17 protein-coding genes are annotated in these 15461 nt (G+C 65.2%); 6 read left to right on the top strand and 11 right to left on the bottom strand.

What is annotated here, in order from left to right; translation table 11 throughout:
* Positions 1-18: 18 nt before the first annotated feature.
* From FIU94_RS16730 to secG, 8 genes are all read right to left on the bottom strand, one after another.
* Positions 19-795, bottom strand: a complete 777-nt coding sequence (locus FIU94_RS16730; RefSeq protein WP_152466873.1) for an ABC transporter ATP-binding protein — start codon at positions 793-795, stop codon at positions 19-21.
* A 148-nt stretch (positions 796-943) separates the two neighbouring features.
* Complete coding sequence (locus FIU94_RS16725) at positions 944-1381, bottom strand: TerB family tellurite resistance protein (RefSeq protein WP_152466872.1); 438 nt, start codon at positions 1379-1381, stop codon at positions 944-946.
* Between the two features lie 36 nt (positions 1382-1417).
* A complete protein-coding gene (locus FIU94_RS16720) occupies positions 1418-1855 on the bottom strand; it encodes a TerB family tellurite resistance protein (protein WP_152466871.1) in 438 nt (145 codons plus the stop codon).
* 361 nt (positions 1856-2216) lie between these two features.
* The gene (locus FIU94_RS16715; RefSeq protein WP_152466870.1) at positions 2217-2867 is read right to left on the bottom strand and encodes a hypothetical protein; all 651 of its coding nucleotides are present in this window, start codon (positions 2865-2867) and stop codon (positions 2217-2219) included.
* A gap of 21 nt (positions 2868-2888) precedes the next feature.
* Complete coding sequence (locus tag FIU94_RS16710) at positions 2889-3182, bottom strand: DUF1330 domain-containing protein (RefSeq protein ID WP_152466869.1); 294 nt, start codon at positions 3180-3182, stop codon at positions 2889-2891.
* A gap of 9 nt (positions 3183-3191) precedes the next feature.
* Complete coding sequence (rlmJ, locus tag FIU94_RS16705) at positions 3192-3971, bottom strand: 23S rRNA (adenine(2030)-N(6))-methyltransferase RlmJ (RefSeq protein WP_152466868.1); 780 nt, start codon at positions 3969-3971, stop codon at positions 3192-3194.
* Positions 3972-4265: 294 nt separating this feature from the next.
* Positions 4266-5912 (bottom strand): CTP synthase, encoded by a 1647-nt coding sequence (locus tag FIU94_RS16700; protein ID WP_071971075.1) that lies wholly within the window; start codon positions 5910-5912, stop codon positions 4266-4268.
* Between the two features lie 175 nt (positions 5913-6087).
* Entirely contained in the window at positions 6088-6447 is a 360-nt protein-coding gene (secG, locus tag FIU94_RS16695) for a preprotein translocase subunit SecG (protein ID WP_152466867.1), read from the bottom strand.
* A gap of 355 nt (positions 6448-6802) precedes the next feature.
* Between secG and nthA the strand changes: the two genes are divergently transcribed.
* The 3 genes from nthA (at position 6803) to FIU94_RS16680 (ending at position 8481) form a co-directional block, all read left to right on the top strand.
* A complete protein-coding gene (nthA, locus tag FIU94_RS16690; RefSeq protein ID WP_152466866.1) occupies positions 6803-7417 on the top strand; it encodes a nitrile hydratase subunit alpha in 615 nt (204 codons plus the stop codon).
* Between the two features lie 66 nt (positions 7418-7483).
* Positions 7484-8161, top strand: coding sequence for a nitrile hydratase subunit beta (nthB, locus tag FIU94_RS16685; protein ID WP_152466865.1), 678 nt, complete (start codon positions 7484-7486; stop codon positions 8159-8161).
* Positions 8158-8481, top strand: a complete 324-nt coding sequence (locus FIU94_RS16680) for a nitrile hydratase accessory protein (protein WP_152466864.1) — start codon at positions 8158-8160, stop codon at positions 8479-8481. The genes nthB and FIU94_RS16680 overlap by 4 nt, the downstream gene beginning before the upstream one ends.
* 27 nt (positions 8482-8508) lie before the next feature.
* On the opposite strand, the gene FIU94_RS16675 is transcribed toward FIU94_RS16680, so the two are convergent.
* Positions 8509-8904: a DUF6524 family protein gene (locus FIU94_RS16675; RefSeq protein ID WP_152466863.1), complete on the bottom strand. Its 396-nt coding sequence runs from the start codon at positions 8902-8904 to the stop codon at positions 8509-8511.
* A 171-nt stretch (positions 8905-9075) separates the two neighbouring features.
* On the opposite strand from FIU94_RS16675, the gene FIU94_RS16670 reads away from it, so the two are divergent.
* Positions 9076-10368, top strand: coding sequence for an adenylosuccinate synthase (locus tag FIU94_RS16670; RefSeq protein ID WP_152466862.1), 1293 nt, complete (start codon positions 9076-9078; stop codon positions 10366-10368).
* Positions 10369-10377: 9 nt separating this feature from the next.
* On the top strand, positions 10378-10602 hold the full coding sequence (locus FIU94_RS16665; protein ID WP_152466861.1) for a DUF2842 domain-containing protein: 225 nt from the start codon (positions 10378-10380) through the stop codon (positions 10600-10602).
* Positions 10603-10862: 260 nt separating this feature from the next.
* On the opposite strand, the gene FIU94_RS16660 is transcribed toward FIU94_RS16665, so the two are convergent.
* Positions 10863-13151: a hypothetical protein gene (locus tag FIU94_RS16660; protein WP_152466860.1), complete on the bottom strand. Its 2289-nt coding sequence runs from the start codon at positions 13149-13151 to the stop codon at positions 10863-10865.
* Between the two features lie 138 nt (positions 13152-13289).
* On the opposite strand from FIU94_RS16660, the gene FIU94_RS16655 reads away from it, so the two are divergent.
* A complete protein-coding gene (locus FIU94_RS16655) occupies positions 13290-14003 on the top strand; it encodes a thiamine diphosphokinase (RefSeq protein WP_152466859.1) in 714 nt (237 codons plus the stop codon).
* A 7-nt stretch (positions 14004-14010) separates the two neighbouring features.
* Here the strand turns inward: FIU94_RS16655 and FIU94_RS16650 are convergent, their stop codons facing one another.
* Entirely contained in the window at positions 14011-15432 is a 1422-nt protein-coding gene (locus tag FIU94_RS16650; protein WP_152466858.1) for a diguanylate cyclase, read from the bottom strand.
* Positions 15433-15461 lie beyond the last annotated feature (29 nt).

Here is a 15461-nt window from a genome sequence, read left to right as displayed (position 1 = left end):
TATGGATGTCGTTGCGGTTTACGTTGCGTGGGTCGCGGAAAGGAACCCGCGCAGGCGTTCTGATTTGGGGGCGCCGAACAGGGTGTCCGGCGGGCCTTCTTCCTCGATCAGGCCCTGATGCAGGAATATGACGTGGTCGGATACATCCGCGGCCAGTTTCATGTCGTGGGTCACGATCAGCATGGTACGGCCCTCGGCGGCCAGGTCCTTGATGACCTTGACCACCTCCTGTTCCAGCTCCGGGTCCAGCGCGCTGGTCGGCTCGTCGAACAGCAGCGCCTCGGGCTCCATGCACAGACCGCGCGCAATCGCGGCGCGCTGTTGCTGGCCGCCGGACAGCTGGGCAGGGTAGACATCGCATTTGTCGCCGATCCCGACCTTTTCCAGATAGCCGCGGGCCGATGTCTCGACCTCGGCCCGGTCACGACCGAGCACGGTCAGCGGCGCCTCCATCACATTCTGCAGGATGGTCATATGGGACCACAGGTTGAATTGCTGGAACACCATGCTGAGGTTGGTGCGGATGCGCAGCACCTGTTTCGGGTCGCTGGGGCGGCGGGCGTGGCCGCTGCCTTTCCAGGCGACCGGCTCGCCCTTGAACAGGACCTCGCCCTGCTGGCTGTCCTCCAGCAGGTTGCAACACCTCAGCAGCGTGGATTTGCCCGACCCGGACGACCCGATCAGCGAGATCACGTTGCCTTTGGGTGCGCTGAGGCTGACACCCTTGAGCACTTCCAGCGCGCCATACGCCTTGTGCAGGTCCTTGATCTGGATAACCGGGGTCTCGGGGGCCACGTGTGTCACTTCTTACCGTTTCGATGTGACATAAGGGAATAATTTCCCCCGGATTGCAACGGGGCGATGTGCGTGGATGCCTGCCAAACAGGCTGACCAAGGGTCAATTGCCCAAGGTCACGGCAGCCGCTCCCGGCGGGCGCGGGCGTTACTGGCCCTCGACCCGTTGGCGGGCAAGCGCGCTGTCCTTGTCTTCGACCCCCAACAGGTTGGTGACAAGCCGCAGCAGCGCGTCTTCTTCGTCGGCGCGGGTGCCATCGGCCAGCACGACCTTCCACAGCGCCTCGATCACGCCGACGCGATTCTCGTAGGGCACCGCGTCCTTGATCGCCCGGGTAAAGCGGACGGTGTCAGGGGCCTGCGCCTCCAGTTCTTCGGCGTCAGTGCGCAGCGCGGTCGCCTCGTCCCCGGTCAGCCCGTAGCGGTCGCGGGCGATCTGTTCGATTCGCTGCACCTCGTCGGCATCGTAGTCGTTGTCGGACCGGGCGACGCGCACCAAAAGCGCCGTCAGCGCCAGACGGGCGTCGGTATCGGGAAGCGGGGCGGGATCGGGCTGGGTCAGCCGTTTGATGAAGTCAGCGAACATATGCAGGATATAGGCCCCTGCGCGGGGCTTGCCAACTCAGAGATTGCGCAAGGCACCGTCGCGCGCCGCCTGCATGTCCAGATCCGTCAGCCCAAGCGCGGTTTCGATGGCGAGAAGCTGTATTTCTTCCTTCTCGTCGCGTTCTCCGTCGGCAAGGGCCACTGACCACATTGCCTCTCCCAGCGCCTTGCGATCGGCATAATCGACCTCCTGGCGCAGGATTTCCACAAATTCGGGCGTGCCGGGCGCGTCCCGTTCAAGCGCCTCGCAGGTCGCGCGCAGCTTTGCCGCCTCCAGCGGTTTCAGTCCAAAGGTCCGCGACAGGATGCGGTCGATCTGACCGACCTCGGCGGCGTTGTAGTTGCGGTCTGCCAGCGCCACGCGCACCAAGAGCGCCCCAAGCGCAAGTTGGGCGTTGGGCTGGGGCAGGGGTTTGGGTGCCGGTTTGCGGCGGGGAAAGAGGCGTTCGAACATGACGGTCTACCTAGGCTCTGGACCCATTAATTCCATATGCTCAGCGGCGATTTCACGAAATTTCAATGGTTTGGGGCGCGCAGCCAATCCCCTCTCGGGACATTGCTGCGCAATGCCCTGCCGGGCAGTGGTAGGTTCTATTTGCAAGCGACCCAAGACATTGAAATGAAGTGAAATCGCCGCCCGTCGCTCCGAAGGAGCGCCGAGTCATGCTGGCACGCCTTCTGCGTGACGGGTTTGACGGATTTTCCCGCAGGCTGCGTCGCATCTGCTTGAAATAGAATTACTATTCCTGCGCAGATGATCCTTGTCAGCGGAAAAATCTGTCAAACTGAGCGTATGGAATTAATGAGTCCAGAGCCTAGCTCAGGTCCGGCGGATTGCCAAAGCGTAATGTGTCGATCGCGATGCCCTGGGGGTCGGTATTCGTCAGCACGACGCCGGCGATGTCGCGAATGTCGCCCGCGCGGGCGAAACCCAGCGTCATTTCGCCCAACGGCTCGACCGGCACCGCGCCGATGACGGACCCGTCGCGGCGCAGGAACTGGGCCAGTGCCGCCCCGTCTTCGCCGCCGCGCAGTTCGAAGGACAGCGCAGTCTGGTCGTTGTCGAATAGCCAGGCGATGGCCCCTTCGCCCTGACCCTCGCGGCGGGGAAATCCGGCGGGGCCATAGCCGTTCAACACCGCGTTGCCGGAAAAATGCACGATGGACAGGTTCTGGCCCGCCTGGCCGGGCAGCAGGATCAGCGGACCCAGCGCGGCACCGATCACCTGATCGTGGGTGTCCGCCGCCGCCAGCCCCTGTCCCGCGAAGCGTTCGCCGAACTGGGCGCCGTCCAGGTCGATGACATCGTCGGCCAGCCGCCCGGGCCCGGACCCGGACCGGATGTCATCGAAGGTGATGACCCGCGTCAGCGCAAGGCTGTCCGGATCGACAAGGCAGACAGGCGCCCCGCAGGCGAGAAGGCCGGTCGGCGTCAGAGACAACAGGAGGGCGCGCAAGAATGTCATGCGCGCAGCCTAGCACGATTCTCAGCCGTCGTATCCTTCAACGATCACCAGGTCACCCTCCGAAACGGGCAGGCGTATCTCCTTGGCGTTCTGGTAGGCATCGCTTTCGTAACAGGCGATGGCGTCGGCGAGGCTGGGAAACTCCAGGACAACGGTGCGACTGCGCCATGCGCCCTCCCGCAGGTCCTGAGCGCCGCCGCGCACCAGGAAGCGCGCCCCGTAGTCGGCGAAGGGTTTGGCGTTGGCCGCCCGGTAACGGTCGTAGGTCTCTGCGTCTTTGACGTCCATCCGGGCGATCCAGTATCCTTTTGGCATCGGCGTCTCCTATCCGAGGTTCGCGAAATGAGAGGCAAGGCGTCTCGCTTCGCCCTCCAGTCCGTAGGGCGGGTTGATCACGAAAAGGCCTGATCCAACCATCCCATGTCCCGGCCGCGCCGGGGGAAAGCGGACTTCGTGCCGCAGGGCCTGCGGATGCGCCTGCGCCAGTGCCGCCAGCATGGGCTGGTGTGCCTTGGTCGTCAGGATCGGGTACCACAGGACGATGATGCCGACGTTCCAGGCGCGTGCCAGCCTTTGGATGGTGCGCGGGAGGGTCTCGTAGTCCGACTTGATCTCGTAGCTGGGGTCGATCAGCATCAGGCCCCTTCGCGGGGTCGGCGGGACGAGGGCGAAGGCCGTTTCGATCCCGTCGCGCAGGTGGCATTTCGCCGGGTAGGGCGACATGGCGAGGTCCAGCGCGGCGTGTTCGGCGGGGTGCAGTTCGGCCAGGTGGATCTGATCGCTGGGGCGCAGCAGCCGGGCGGCGATCAGCGGCGAGCCGGGATAGGCGCTGGGCCCGTGGTCGGCGCGCACGGCGTCCAGCACGCGGGGGTAGGGATGCTCCGCGCCGAACCAGCCACGGGCGCGGTCGATGCCCTGCGCCGCCTCGCCGGTCTTGCGCGCCGCCGCATCGGCCAGATCATAAAGCGCCCGCCCGCCGTGGGTTTCCATGTAGGTCAGCGGCTTGTCCTTGGCGGTCAGGTAATCGAGCATCCAGGCCAGCAGCCCGTGCTTGTGAACGTCCGCAAGGTTCCCCGCGTGATAGATGTGCTGGTAGGAGAGCATGAGGTGGTTCTAGGGGATGGGGTGACGGAGGGGAAGGGTGGGCGCGGCCTGATCAGGTCTTTCGTACTGAACGTAGTTGAGGTCAGCTTCGAGCGCATGTTCTATTCTCAAAGCGAAGACCTATTGCCAAAGCAAAGCTTTGGCAGCGCCCGAACCGCCCCCACGGGGCGGGCGCTACTCGCCCACCCCTCGGTTCGGGCGCGATCTGTTTCGGATGTCGGACATGACCGCTAAGTCCACATAGCCGACGTTGCTAACTGACGCAGCGAAAGGCCGCTCCCGACCGACGCCACCTCAAACCAACCGCGAAACCTCTTTCGCCGCCCGGACAAAATCCTTGAACAGCGGATGCGGGGCAAAGGGTTTCGACTTCAGTTCCGGGTGGAACTGGACGCCGATGAACCACGGGTGGTCGGGCCATTCGATGATCTCGGGCAGGCGGCCATCCGGGGACATGCCGGAGAAGACGAGGCCGGTGTCCTCGAGCTTTTCCTTGTAGGCGATATCGACCTCGTAGCGGTGCCGGTGGCGTTCGTCGATCTCGGTGGCGCCATAGGCTTCGGCCACGCGCGAGCCGGGGGTCAGCACCGCGTCGTAAGCGCCGAGCCGCATGGTGCCGCCCTTGTCGTCGCCGACCTTGCGTTCGACCTTGTGGTTGCCCTGTACCCATTCCTTGAGGTGGTAGACGACCGGTTCGAACCGTTTCCTGCCGGCCTCGTGGTCGAACTCCTCTGACCCGGCGGTCTTGAGCCCGGCAAGGTTGCGCGCGGCCTCGATCACCGCCATCTGCATCCCGAGGCAGATCCCGAGGTAGGGCACCTTGTGCTCGCGGGCGTATTGCGCCGCCTTGATCTTGCCCTCGGTGCCGCGTTCACCAAAGCCGCCGGGCACGAGGATCGCGTGGAACCCTTCGAGGTGCGGCGCCACGTCCTGCGCCTTGTCGAAGATCTCGGAATCGACCCATTCCACGCGCACCTTCACGCGGTTGGCCATGCCGCCGTGGGTCAGCGCCTCGGCGATGGATTTGTAGGCGTCCTCAAGCTGGGTGTACTTGCCGACGATGGCCACCTTCACCTCGCCCTCGGGGTTGTGGATGCGGTCGTAGACGTCGTGCCACATGGCAAGGTCGGGCCGGGGGGCCGGCGAGATGTCGAAGGCGTCGAGCACCGCCTGGTCCAGCCCCTGGGCGTGGTAGGCGAGCGGCGCCTCGTAGATGGATTTCAGGTCGTAGGCGGCGACCACGGCCTCCTTGCGGACGTTGCAGAACAGCGCGATTTTCTCGCGCTCCTTCTCCGGGATCGGCTGTTCGGAGCGGCAGACCAGGATGTCGGGGGCGATGCCGATGCTTTGCAGTTCCTTGACCGAGTGCTGGGTCGGCTTGGTCTTCAGTTCGCCGGAGGCGGCGAGGTAGGGCAGGAGGGTCAGGTGCATGAAGATGCACTGACCGCGGGGTTTGTCGTGGCTGAACTGGCGGATCGCCTCGAAGAAGGGCAGGCCTTCGATGTCGCCCACCGTGCCGCCGATCTCGCAGAGCATGAAATCGACCTCGTCATCCCCGATATGCAGGAAGTCCTTGATTTCATTCGTCACATGCGGAACCACCTGGATGGTCTTCCCGAGGTAGTCGCCGCGGCGCTCCTTTTCCAGCACGTTGGAATAGATCCGCCCCGAGGAAACGGAATCGGTCATGCGCGCGGGCACACCGGTGAAACGCTCGTAATGGCCGAGGTCGAGATCGGTTTCGGCACCGTCGTCGGTCACGAAGACCTCGCCGTGTTCGAAGGGCGACATGGTGCCGGGATCGACGTTCAGGTAGGGGTCGAGTTTGCGCAGCCGCACGGAGAATCCGCGGGCCTGCAGCAATGCCCCCAGCGCCGCCGACGCCAGCCCCTTGCCCAGGGAGGAGACCACACCGCCGGTGATGAAGATGTAACGCGCCATGTTCTGGAAAGCCCCCGTGTTGTCGCATTTCTGTGGCAAGACAAGCCTCACGCGCTGCGGAAATCCGCACCACCACGGGACTTAAGCCTAACAGGATTCGGTTGGTCGAGGCAAGAGCATCCCGCAACATCATGTTGCGAAAATCAGCGATGCCTCAAGGTCTTGTGTATTCAGGTTAATCGGCCGCGGGGACCAAGGGTGCATCGTCATCCGCTGTCGGCGGCAGCAGGCTATCGCCCGCCGGTGCGGTCGTGCCTTCGTCGGACTGGCTGGCCGGTGCCCCGCCAAGCCGGTCAATGACCGACGCGCCAGAAGATTTCTGCGCCACGATGATGGTCAAGGAAATCGAGGTGACAAGGAAGGCCACGCCCAGAAGCCAGGTCAGCTTGCCCAGGGCCGTCGCCGCCGCGCGACCGGACACGGCGCCACCGCCGCCGCCCATGCCCAGACCGCCACCTTCGGATCTTTGCAGCAGGACGACCGCAATCAGGCCCAGGGCCAGCAGAAGGTGAATGATCAGAAGGACGTTTTCCATGACACCGCTTTCGTTTCCGTTTTGGGGTATCTAGGCGTCTTTGCCCTGCGGGGCAAGGGAGGATTGGCCCCGCCGCGCGGGCTGGTGGAGACCCGCCGCCGGGCATAAAACAAAGACCGCCCAAGGGCTGGGCGGTCTTTACCGAAGCGGTTCTCAACCACGCCTGTTCTTAAGAGGTTCATCCTGGAATTGAGGTGTATCAGACTCGCTTCTTGGCAGGGATCATAGCACGAATCGTCGCGTTTTTCGCCGGAAAAGAGATGCGCGTTCAGAAGGACTTGGCCGAATGTGCCGCAGTGGGGCGGGCGGGCTCCGTGTTATGGACAATTGCGATATGCTGCGCCAGTGTCTGCATATGCCACATGATCACGATTCAGACGATCCCCACGCCCTGCTGCCACCGGACCCGGCGCTGCGGGTCAGGGCGCTGGAGACGCTGCTGACCCGCAAGGGTCTGATCGACCCCGCCGCCCTGGACGAGATCATCGACACCTATGAAAACCGTATCGGCCCCCGCAACGGCGCGCGGGTGGTGGCGCGGGCCTGGGCCGACGCGGGATTTCGCGCCGACCTGATGCAGGATGCGACCGCGGTGGTGGCCGATATGGGCTTTTTCGGTCGTCAGGGCGAACATATCATGGCGGTGGAGAATACGGCGACGCAGCACAACATGGTCGTCTGCACCCTGTGCAGCTGCTATCCTTGGCCGCTGCTGGGCATTCCGCCGGGCTGGTACAAGTCGGATGCCTACCGCGCCCGCGTGGTGCGCGAACCGCGCAGGGTGCTGGCGGACTTCGGGGTAGAGCTGCCGCCCGAGACAGCCGTGCGGGTCTGGGATTCGACGGCGGAGATGCGCTATCTGGTGATCCCGCGCAGGCCCGAAGGCACCGAAGGCATGGACGAAGACGCGCTGATGGCCCTCGTCAGCCGCGACAGCATGATCGGCACTGCCCTGGCGGCGCAGCCATGACCCGCGTCCACGACCATCCTGGTGCAGTCGCGTGACCTGCGTCCACGACCATACTGGCGCAGTCGCGTGACCCGCGTCCACGACATGGGCGGGCGGTTCGGCGATGGACCGGTGGTGCCCGAAGAGGAAAGCGTGATCTTTCACGCGGACTGGCACCCGCGTGCCATGGCGGTCACTGTGGCGACAGGCCCGCTGGGGCAATGGAACCTCGACATGTCGCGCCATGCGCGCGAACGGCTCGCGCCAAAGGATTATACCCGGTTCTCCTACTACGAAAAATGGATGGCGGCGCTGGCGAACCTGCTGGTGGAGCAGGGGCTTGTCACCCGCGACGAACTGACCGGCGCGGCGGAGGCGGGGCCCAGCCCGCTGGCGGACCGGGCACTGACCCGCGACCGGGTGGCAGAGGTTCTGGCGCGCGGCGGGCCGGTGGACCGCCCCAGCGCGGTGAGGCCGGTGTTTGCGGCGGGTGATGCGGTGGTGACGCGGGCGCAGGCCGAGAATGCCGCGGTGCCGGGTGGTCACACCCGGTTGCCCGCCTATGCCGCCGGGGCGCGGGGGCGCATCCTGCGGCTGCACGGATCACATGTTTTTCCCGACAGCAATGCGCATGGGCTGGGCGAGGCGCCCGAACCGCTTTATGCGGTGGTCTTTCCCGCGTCCGAGCTTTGGGCGCATCCGGAACACCCCGGTGACGAGGTGGTGGTGGACCTGTGGCAAAGCTATCTGAGGGCTGCACCATGATCCGGCCCGAACCGGCATTCGAGGCACCCTGGCATGCGCAGGTCTTTGCCCTGACGGTGCATCTGAATGAAAGCGGCCAGTTCAGCTGGGGCGATTGGGCCGCGCGTCTCGGCGCGACCCTGCGGCGGCACGGTCTGTCGCGGGACCTGAATGGGGGCGAGGATTACTTTGCCGCCTGGCTGGAAACCCTGGAGGACCTGCTGGCCGAGCGCGGAATGGCCGAAGCGGGCGATGTCAGCGCGCTGCGCGATGCGTGGGAGGCGACCTATCTGCGCACGCCGCATGGGGCGCCGGTGCGGCTGGACGACGCTCCCGGCTGACGCCGGATCGCCCCGCCCGCCGTCCCGTCATTCGTCGACGTCGTCGATGTCGGCCTGACCCGAGAGCGCGCGGCGCACATGGCTCCAGCTCAGGCCGATGCCAAGCACGAGGCTCAACGCCGCGAGGGAAAGCCAGACGTTGACGCTGGAATTGTCGAGGCGCAGCACCTTGAGGTCATACAGCACCCAAAGCGCCGCACCCACGACCGCCAGCACCAGCAACATGCCAAAAGCCCCGATGGAGCGTAGCGTCGCCCGCAGGTAGATGATGTAGCCGATCAGCAGCAGAAGCCCCAGCAGCACCGCGATGGACAGATTGGCCCCGCCATAATCCATCACCCAGTTGGTGTAATTGTATTCCGTCGGGTTGAAGGTCGCCGCCAGCAGAATAAACGCACAGACCCAGCGCATCACGAAACCCATTGTGCAGACCCTCCTTGCGGTTTGGGCAGGTCCATAGCCCCGAAACGCGGTCAAAGTCCATGTTGACCGTCACCTCTGCGGACAATCCGCGCGGGCCGGTCACGTTTTTCAGTTTCACCCGCGCTGCTTCGACGTTATAGCAGGCCCGGTTGCCAAAAGGGGAAGTTCAATATGGCCAATGTCGTTGTTGTCGGTGCCCAGTGGGGAGACGAGGGGAAAGGCAAGATTGTCGACTGGCTGTCCGAGCGGGCCGATGTGATCGCGCGGTTCCAGGGCGGGCATAATGCGGGCCACACGCTGGTGATCGACGGTGAGGTCTTCAAGCTGAGCCTGCTGCCCTCGGGCATCGTGCGCGGCGGCAAGCTGAGCGTGATCGGCAACGGCGTGGTGCTGGACCCCTGGCATCTGGTAAAGGAGATCGAAGGCCTGCGCAGCCAGGGCGTGACGATCAGCCCGGAAACCCTGATGATCGCGGAGAATACGCCGCTGATCCTGCCGATTCACGGCGAGCTTGACCGCGCGCGGGAGGCGCAGAATTCGGTGGCCAAGATCGGCACCACCGGGCGCGGCATCGGCCCCGCGTACGAGGACAAGGTGGGTCGCCGCGCGGTGCGCGTGGCCGATCTGGCAGATGAGGCCACGTTGGAGCTGCGGGTGGACCGTGCGCTTGTCCATCACGACGCGCTGCGCCGGGGGCTGGGGCTGGAACCGGTGGACCGCGACGCGCTGATCGCGTCGCTGAAAGAGATCGCGCCGACCGTCCTGGAATATGCCGCACCGGTCTGGAAGGTGCTGAACGAACAGCGCAAGGCGGGCAAGCGCATCCTGTTCGAAGGTGCGCAGGGCGCGCTGCTGGACATCGACTTTGGCACCTATCCTTTCGTCACCTCGTCGAACGTGATCGCGGGGCAGGCGGCGACCGGCACCGGGATCGGGCCCGGCTCCATCGACTTTGTCCTTGGGATCGTGAAGGCCTATACAACGCGCGTGGGTGAAGGGCCTTTCCCGGCAGAACTGGACGATGCGGACGGCCAAAGGCTGGGCGAACGGGGGCATGAGTTCGGCACCGTCACCGGGCGCAAGCGCCGCTGCGGCTGGTTCGATGCGGTGCTGGTCCGCCAGACCTGCGCCACATCGGGCGTGAACGGCATCGCCTTTACCAAACTGGATGTGCTGGACGGTTTTGATACCCTCAAGATCTGCGTGGGCTACGAACTGGATGGCAAGACCCTGGAATATCTGCCGACCGCGGCGGACCAGCAGGCGCGCTGTACCCCGATCTACGAGGAAATGCCGGGCTGGTCGCAATCGACCGAAGGCGCCCGCAGCTGGGCCGACCTGCCGGCGGAGGCGATCAAATACGTGCGCCGGGTCGAGGAGTTGATCCAATGCCCCGTGGCGCTACTCTCCACCTCGCCGGAGCGCGAGGATACCATCCTGGTGACAGACCCCTTCGCTGACTGAGGAGATCGCATGGCCCTGAGCTACAAGGCGCGGCGCCGCTGGGCGCTGGTTATCCTGCTAATCGGTCTGCCGCTTTATATCGTGGTGGCGCTGAACGTGGTTGCGCTGTTCGACAGGCCTTCGATCCTGGTGGAACTGGCGGTCTACGTGGGCCTTGGCGTGCTTTGGGCGATTCCCTTCAAGTTCGTCTTCAGGGGCGTCGGGCAGGCGGACCCCGACGGGCGGGACGACTGAGGTTGCGCCGTCGGGTCGAGAGGCCCCTGCAGGGGTAGTCCGTTTCAGCCTTTGATGCAGGTGAGTGAAGCCGGGGCTCGGGATGTGTGGACCGCGCTGGGTCGCGCTCAGGCAGCATGTCGACGGCGTTCGCGCCGAATAGGCCATCGCTGGCCATCGTCCGACGTCATGCCACGTCCTTGGCGGCTGTTTGCAAGGCCATGCATCGAAATGAAAAGGCCGCCCCGAGGGGCGGCCTTTTCATGCCGGGTGGGCTGTGTTCAACCGGCGGCGCGCTGGTCGGGACGATAGCCGATGTCCTCTGATACGGTAAAGCGACCGCCCTTGATCTTTTCGATCTTGCCTGCCCGCAGGAGCTGCCCGAAAGAGCGCAGCCCGTCTTCGCGGCTGAAGCCGTCCTGGGGACCGACCTGGCGCACCTTGGTCATCAGCTGCGGGCGCGAGAATTGTTCGAACCCTTCGACAAACGACATATAGGCCGCTGCGGCCTCCAGCAGTTCAGACAGGGAATGCGCACCCATTTCCTCGGCATACTCGGCAAAGCTGACGGTGCCGGCGGCGGGCGCCTTGGGCTGGGCTGTCACCGCAGAGACGCGGCGCGGGCGCACCGGCCCTTCGGCCCGGGGGCGGTCCACGTCGATCCGCTGTTCCGCCACCAGTTTCAGCGGTGCAGGGCGCGATTCGCCCGGACGCGCGGTCCGGCTTCCCGATCCGACGGGGCGACGGGGGCGCACGACCTCTTCCAGGTCCGAGCGGAAGGCACGGTTCTTTTCATCGCGCTCCGTATCGGTGCCGATGGCGCTGTCCGCCTTCTTGGCCGCGACGGCGGCGCGCAGATGGGCAAAGGCGTTGCGACGTTTCGTGCTTTCGGGTTCGTCCATCTGGTGGTCGGCTTCAGCCATCAGGCGGGTCATGTCGCCCCTGGCCTCGTCCTCGATCTCGGGCAGGGCGTGGCGCGCGTTGCCGGATGTCCAGCCTGCCGCGGGCTCTTTGTCCAACGCGGCGCTATCGCTGACGATGTCCTTTTCCAGTTCCGCCAGTTCGCGCGCCAGTTCCTGTTCGTCTTCTGGCGAGAGCGAAGTCGCGTTGCCGGACTTGGCAGGTGCCAGGTCGTCCAAATCCAGGTCGCCGTCCGCGTCATCGTCGGACATTGCGAAATCGTCGTCGTCCTGGTCTTCGTCTTCGTATTCTTCCAGCTGACCGCGGGCGATGGCCTCTTCGAGTTCGGCACGTTTGACCTTGATCACACGGGCACGGGGCTGTGGGGGCGCAGTGACCTCCGCCTCGGCATTCTCGGTGGAGGTGTGGGCATCTTCCCCGGTGTCCGCGTCGAGGTCATCCTCGGCTTCTGCCGCGATGTCGAAATCGTCATCTGCCTCTGGCGCCTCGTCCGCGGCGTCCTGTGTCAGAACCTCGTCATCGTCTTCTGCGTCGTCGTCGGACCCGAAGAGGTTGGCGAGCGCGTCATGCTGTTCCGCAGCGTGCTGCTCCGTGGTGTCTTGCTGCGCGGTTTCTTCCGGCAAGGTCGCCGCGGGCGCGTCGTCTTCCATCGACAGGCGGCTCAGGATGTCGCTGTACTCGTCAGCCTCTTCGGCGCTGTCGGCGGCATCGTCCGCGTCGAGCGCGTCTTCGATGTCATGACGCGCCAGGGCGACGGCGTCCTGTTCGGCCAGGTCGTCATCTGCCATGTCGTCATCGCCGTAGAAGGCATGCGCATCGGCCGAGGCTGTCGCGACGGCGTGCTCGTCTTCGGCATAGCCGTCGTCGGAGGCGTTGCCGTCATGCTGGGCGACCACTGCACGGATGCGCTGGAGCTTGGCTGCGATACTGTCGGGGGCGGGGGCCGCGCTGACGGGGGCGGGGGCCGTTACCGGCGTCGCATCGGTCTCTGCCGTGACTGCCTGCTCGGCGATGTCATCCGCAGCGTCCTCGAAATCATCCGATGCGACGGTAGCCGCATCGCTTTCGGCAAAGAAGGAGCCGACTTCCGAATCCGGTTGGCCGGGGACGATGTCGGTTTCCGCGTCACTCTCCGCGCTTTCGGCGGCGGTGTCGGAGATATTGTCGGTCTCTTCGGCAGGCGTCTGCGCGACCGGGGCTGCCACGTCTTCTTCCTCAAGCGGATCGGAGACATCGGTGATATCCACATGCGCCTCGGCGGCGATGGCGGTCTCTTCGGCCTCGGCAGCGGCTGCCGGGGCAGCAGGCTGTTCGGCGGGGGCGGGCGATTGGGCCGCCGGTGTCTGCTGTTCCGATGTCTGCTGTTCCTGCGCCCGCGCGGTGTCCCGCTGGTCTTCCAGGGCGCTGAGAACGATCTTGCCCTCGTGTTCGCGGGCCTGAACCCGGCGAGAAATTTCCTTCTGCGCAATCCGGGCGAGCATTTCCGCGTCCGGCTGGGGTGGTTCGGCACCGAAGTAACGGTCGTCTGCCGCCAGGTCGCGGAAATACTCCGCAATCGCCTTCATGGTGCCGAAGCTGTCGTCGAAACCTTCCAGCGTGCACGAAAACGTGCCATAGGAGACGGTCAGGATCTTGTTGTTACTCATCATCGGATGCTCGTCCTCTGCGGTTGTGCAGAAACCTGTTTACCACGATGTCCAAGACCAAACCGGCCCGAATCTGTGCAAGGCATCGTATCATTTCAAGGCCAGAATGTGATCTGTTTCCGGAATAAGGGCAAATGAGCCATGAATGACGGCATTGTCGCCAAAACAAATAGCATTGTGTACGATACGGTGCCAATCACGCTGGTCGGTGGGGGGAATTCTACGCCGCAGGACCTTGCCGAAGCGTTGACGCTGGCACCGAGGTGCGTTGCAGCGGACGGCGGCGCGGGGGCTGCGCTGGCAGCCGGGGTGATGCCCGAAGCGGTGATCGGCGATTTCGATTCCCTGACAAGGGCGGACCGGGACGCATTGCCGCCCGAGGTCCTGCACCCGATCGCGGAGCAAGACAGCACCGATTTCGAAAAGGCGCTGACCCGCATCGACGCGCCGCTGGTCATTGCCGTGGGATTTACCGGCGGACGGATGGATCATCAGCTTGCGGCCCTGCACACCCTGATGGTCTGTGCCGACCGTCCCTGCGTCCTGCTTGGGGCGGAAGAGGTGGTGTTCCTCACGCCACCCCGGATCGCCCTGCCGACCGGGCCGGGAGATGTCGTTTCATTGTTTCCGCTTGGACCCGTCTCGGCGCGCAGCACGGGGCTGCACTGGCCACTCGATGGGCTGGGCTTTGCGCCGGGCCTTCAATCCGGCACATCGAACCACGCGACGGGGCCGATGACAGTGGAGGTGGACGCCCCCGCGATGCTGATGTTGCTGCCGCGGCGGATGCTGCGGCCGGTGGCGACGTCCTTGTCGGCGGCATCCGCCGCCCGTTGGCCCCGGCGCGCAGGATGATGCGGTGTCAGGCTGCGGGGCGGCTCATCTCGACCTGGTTGCGGCCTTTCACCTTGGCGGTGTAGAGCGCCTTGTCCGCCTGATCCATCAGCCGGTTTCCGGTCTCCTGTGGCGTGACACCCGGTTCGCCGACATTCGGCAGGCTGTGCGGGGCGCTGCTTATCGTCATGCCGATGCTGATGGTGATGCGCACCGGCGTCGCGCTGCCGGGCAGATCGAAGGGGCGGCAGCCGATCTGGTCGCACAGGCGCAGGGCGGCTTGCCGCGCCTCCGCAGCCGTGGTGGCCGGCATGACGATCATGAATTCCTCGCCGCCGATGCGGGCCACCATGTCGGTCGGGCGCAACGCGCCGCGCAGCCGTTCGGCGACCTGCACCAGTGCGGCATCGCCCGAGGCGTGGCCGAACAGATCGTTGATCTGCTTGAAGTGGTCCAGGTCGCAGACCATGACCGCAAAGGGCCGCCCGGTGCCGCGCGCCTGTTCGGCCACCTGTGCGAGATGCGGCATCGCATAGCGCCGGTTGTAGAGCCCCGTGAGCGGGTCGCGCGTCGCCGCCTTGAGGCCGGTGCGGATGGTCTGGCGCAGGTGATCCGTCACCCGCTTGCGCCGCAGCAACGCCTTGAGGCGCAGCGCGAGTTCATCGGCGTCGAAGCCTTCGGTCATCAGATCATCCGCGCCGAGGTCAAGCGCGGTGGCGGCCAGGGCGGGATCGGGCCGCGTCTGCAGCACCAGAATGCCCGAATGCTGGGTGTGCGCGTTCGCCCGCAGGGCCGAGATCAACCGCAGATTTTCCTCGGGATGGGGGGTATCGGTGTCGATGGTCAGGACAAAGATGTCAGGTGCCCTTGCGACGATACGTTCGCTCATCACATCGGTGACGTTGGCCAGCATCACCCCCGCGCCCAGTAGGGGCCGCATCTGGATGGCCCAGCGTTGCATGACGGCCTTGTTCCGGCCGACCAAGACGAAAGCCCCTTGCGCGCCGAAGGGGACTTCCGGCTCCGCAAAGCCGAGCGGGCCTGCTGCGTCATCGCGAATGCGCCAATCGGCTTCCGTGTTGTGCGCGCGGATCAGGCTGCGCACGCGGCTCAGCAGCAGGGTGTCGTCGAAGGGACGGGCAAGCACGTCGTGCACCCCGGCCGCCAGCGCGGCCATGCGGGTCGGCCTGTCGACACCTGTGGACAGGGCCAGCATCGCGATCGGCCTGCTGCGGGGGCGGTCGGACAGCGCCTTGCAGAGTGCCGCAGCGGACCCATCGGGCAGGTGCATCGCGCAGAGGATCAGATCGGGTGCCCGCGTTTCGGCGATATCCTGCGCCTCGGCCATGGTGCCGGCCTGCAGCACGCAGTAGAAGGCGCTGGCCAGTTTCACCTTCAGCATGATCCGGTGCGTCGCAATCGGATCCACGATCAGGATTTTACCTTGCATGCCTCCGAACCCCACGTGAAGAATGTATA

Source organism: Sulfitobacter sp. THAF37 (assembly GCF_009363555.1).
Lineage (GTDB): Bacteria > Pseudomonadota > Alphaproteobacteria > Rhodobacterales > Rhodobacteraceae > Sulfitobacter.
Note: the sequence above shows the minus strand (reverse complement) of the source record. Positions and strands in the feature narration are given on the sequence as shown.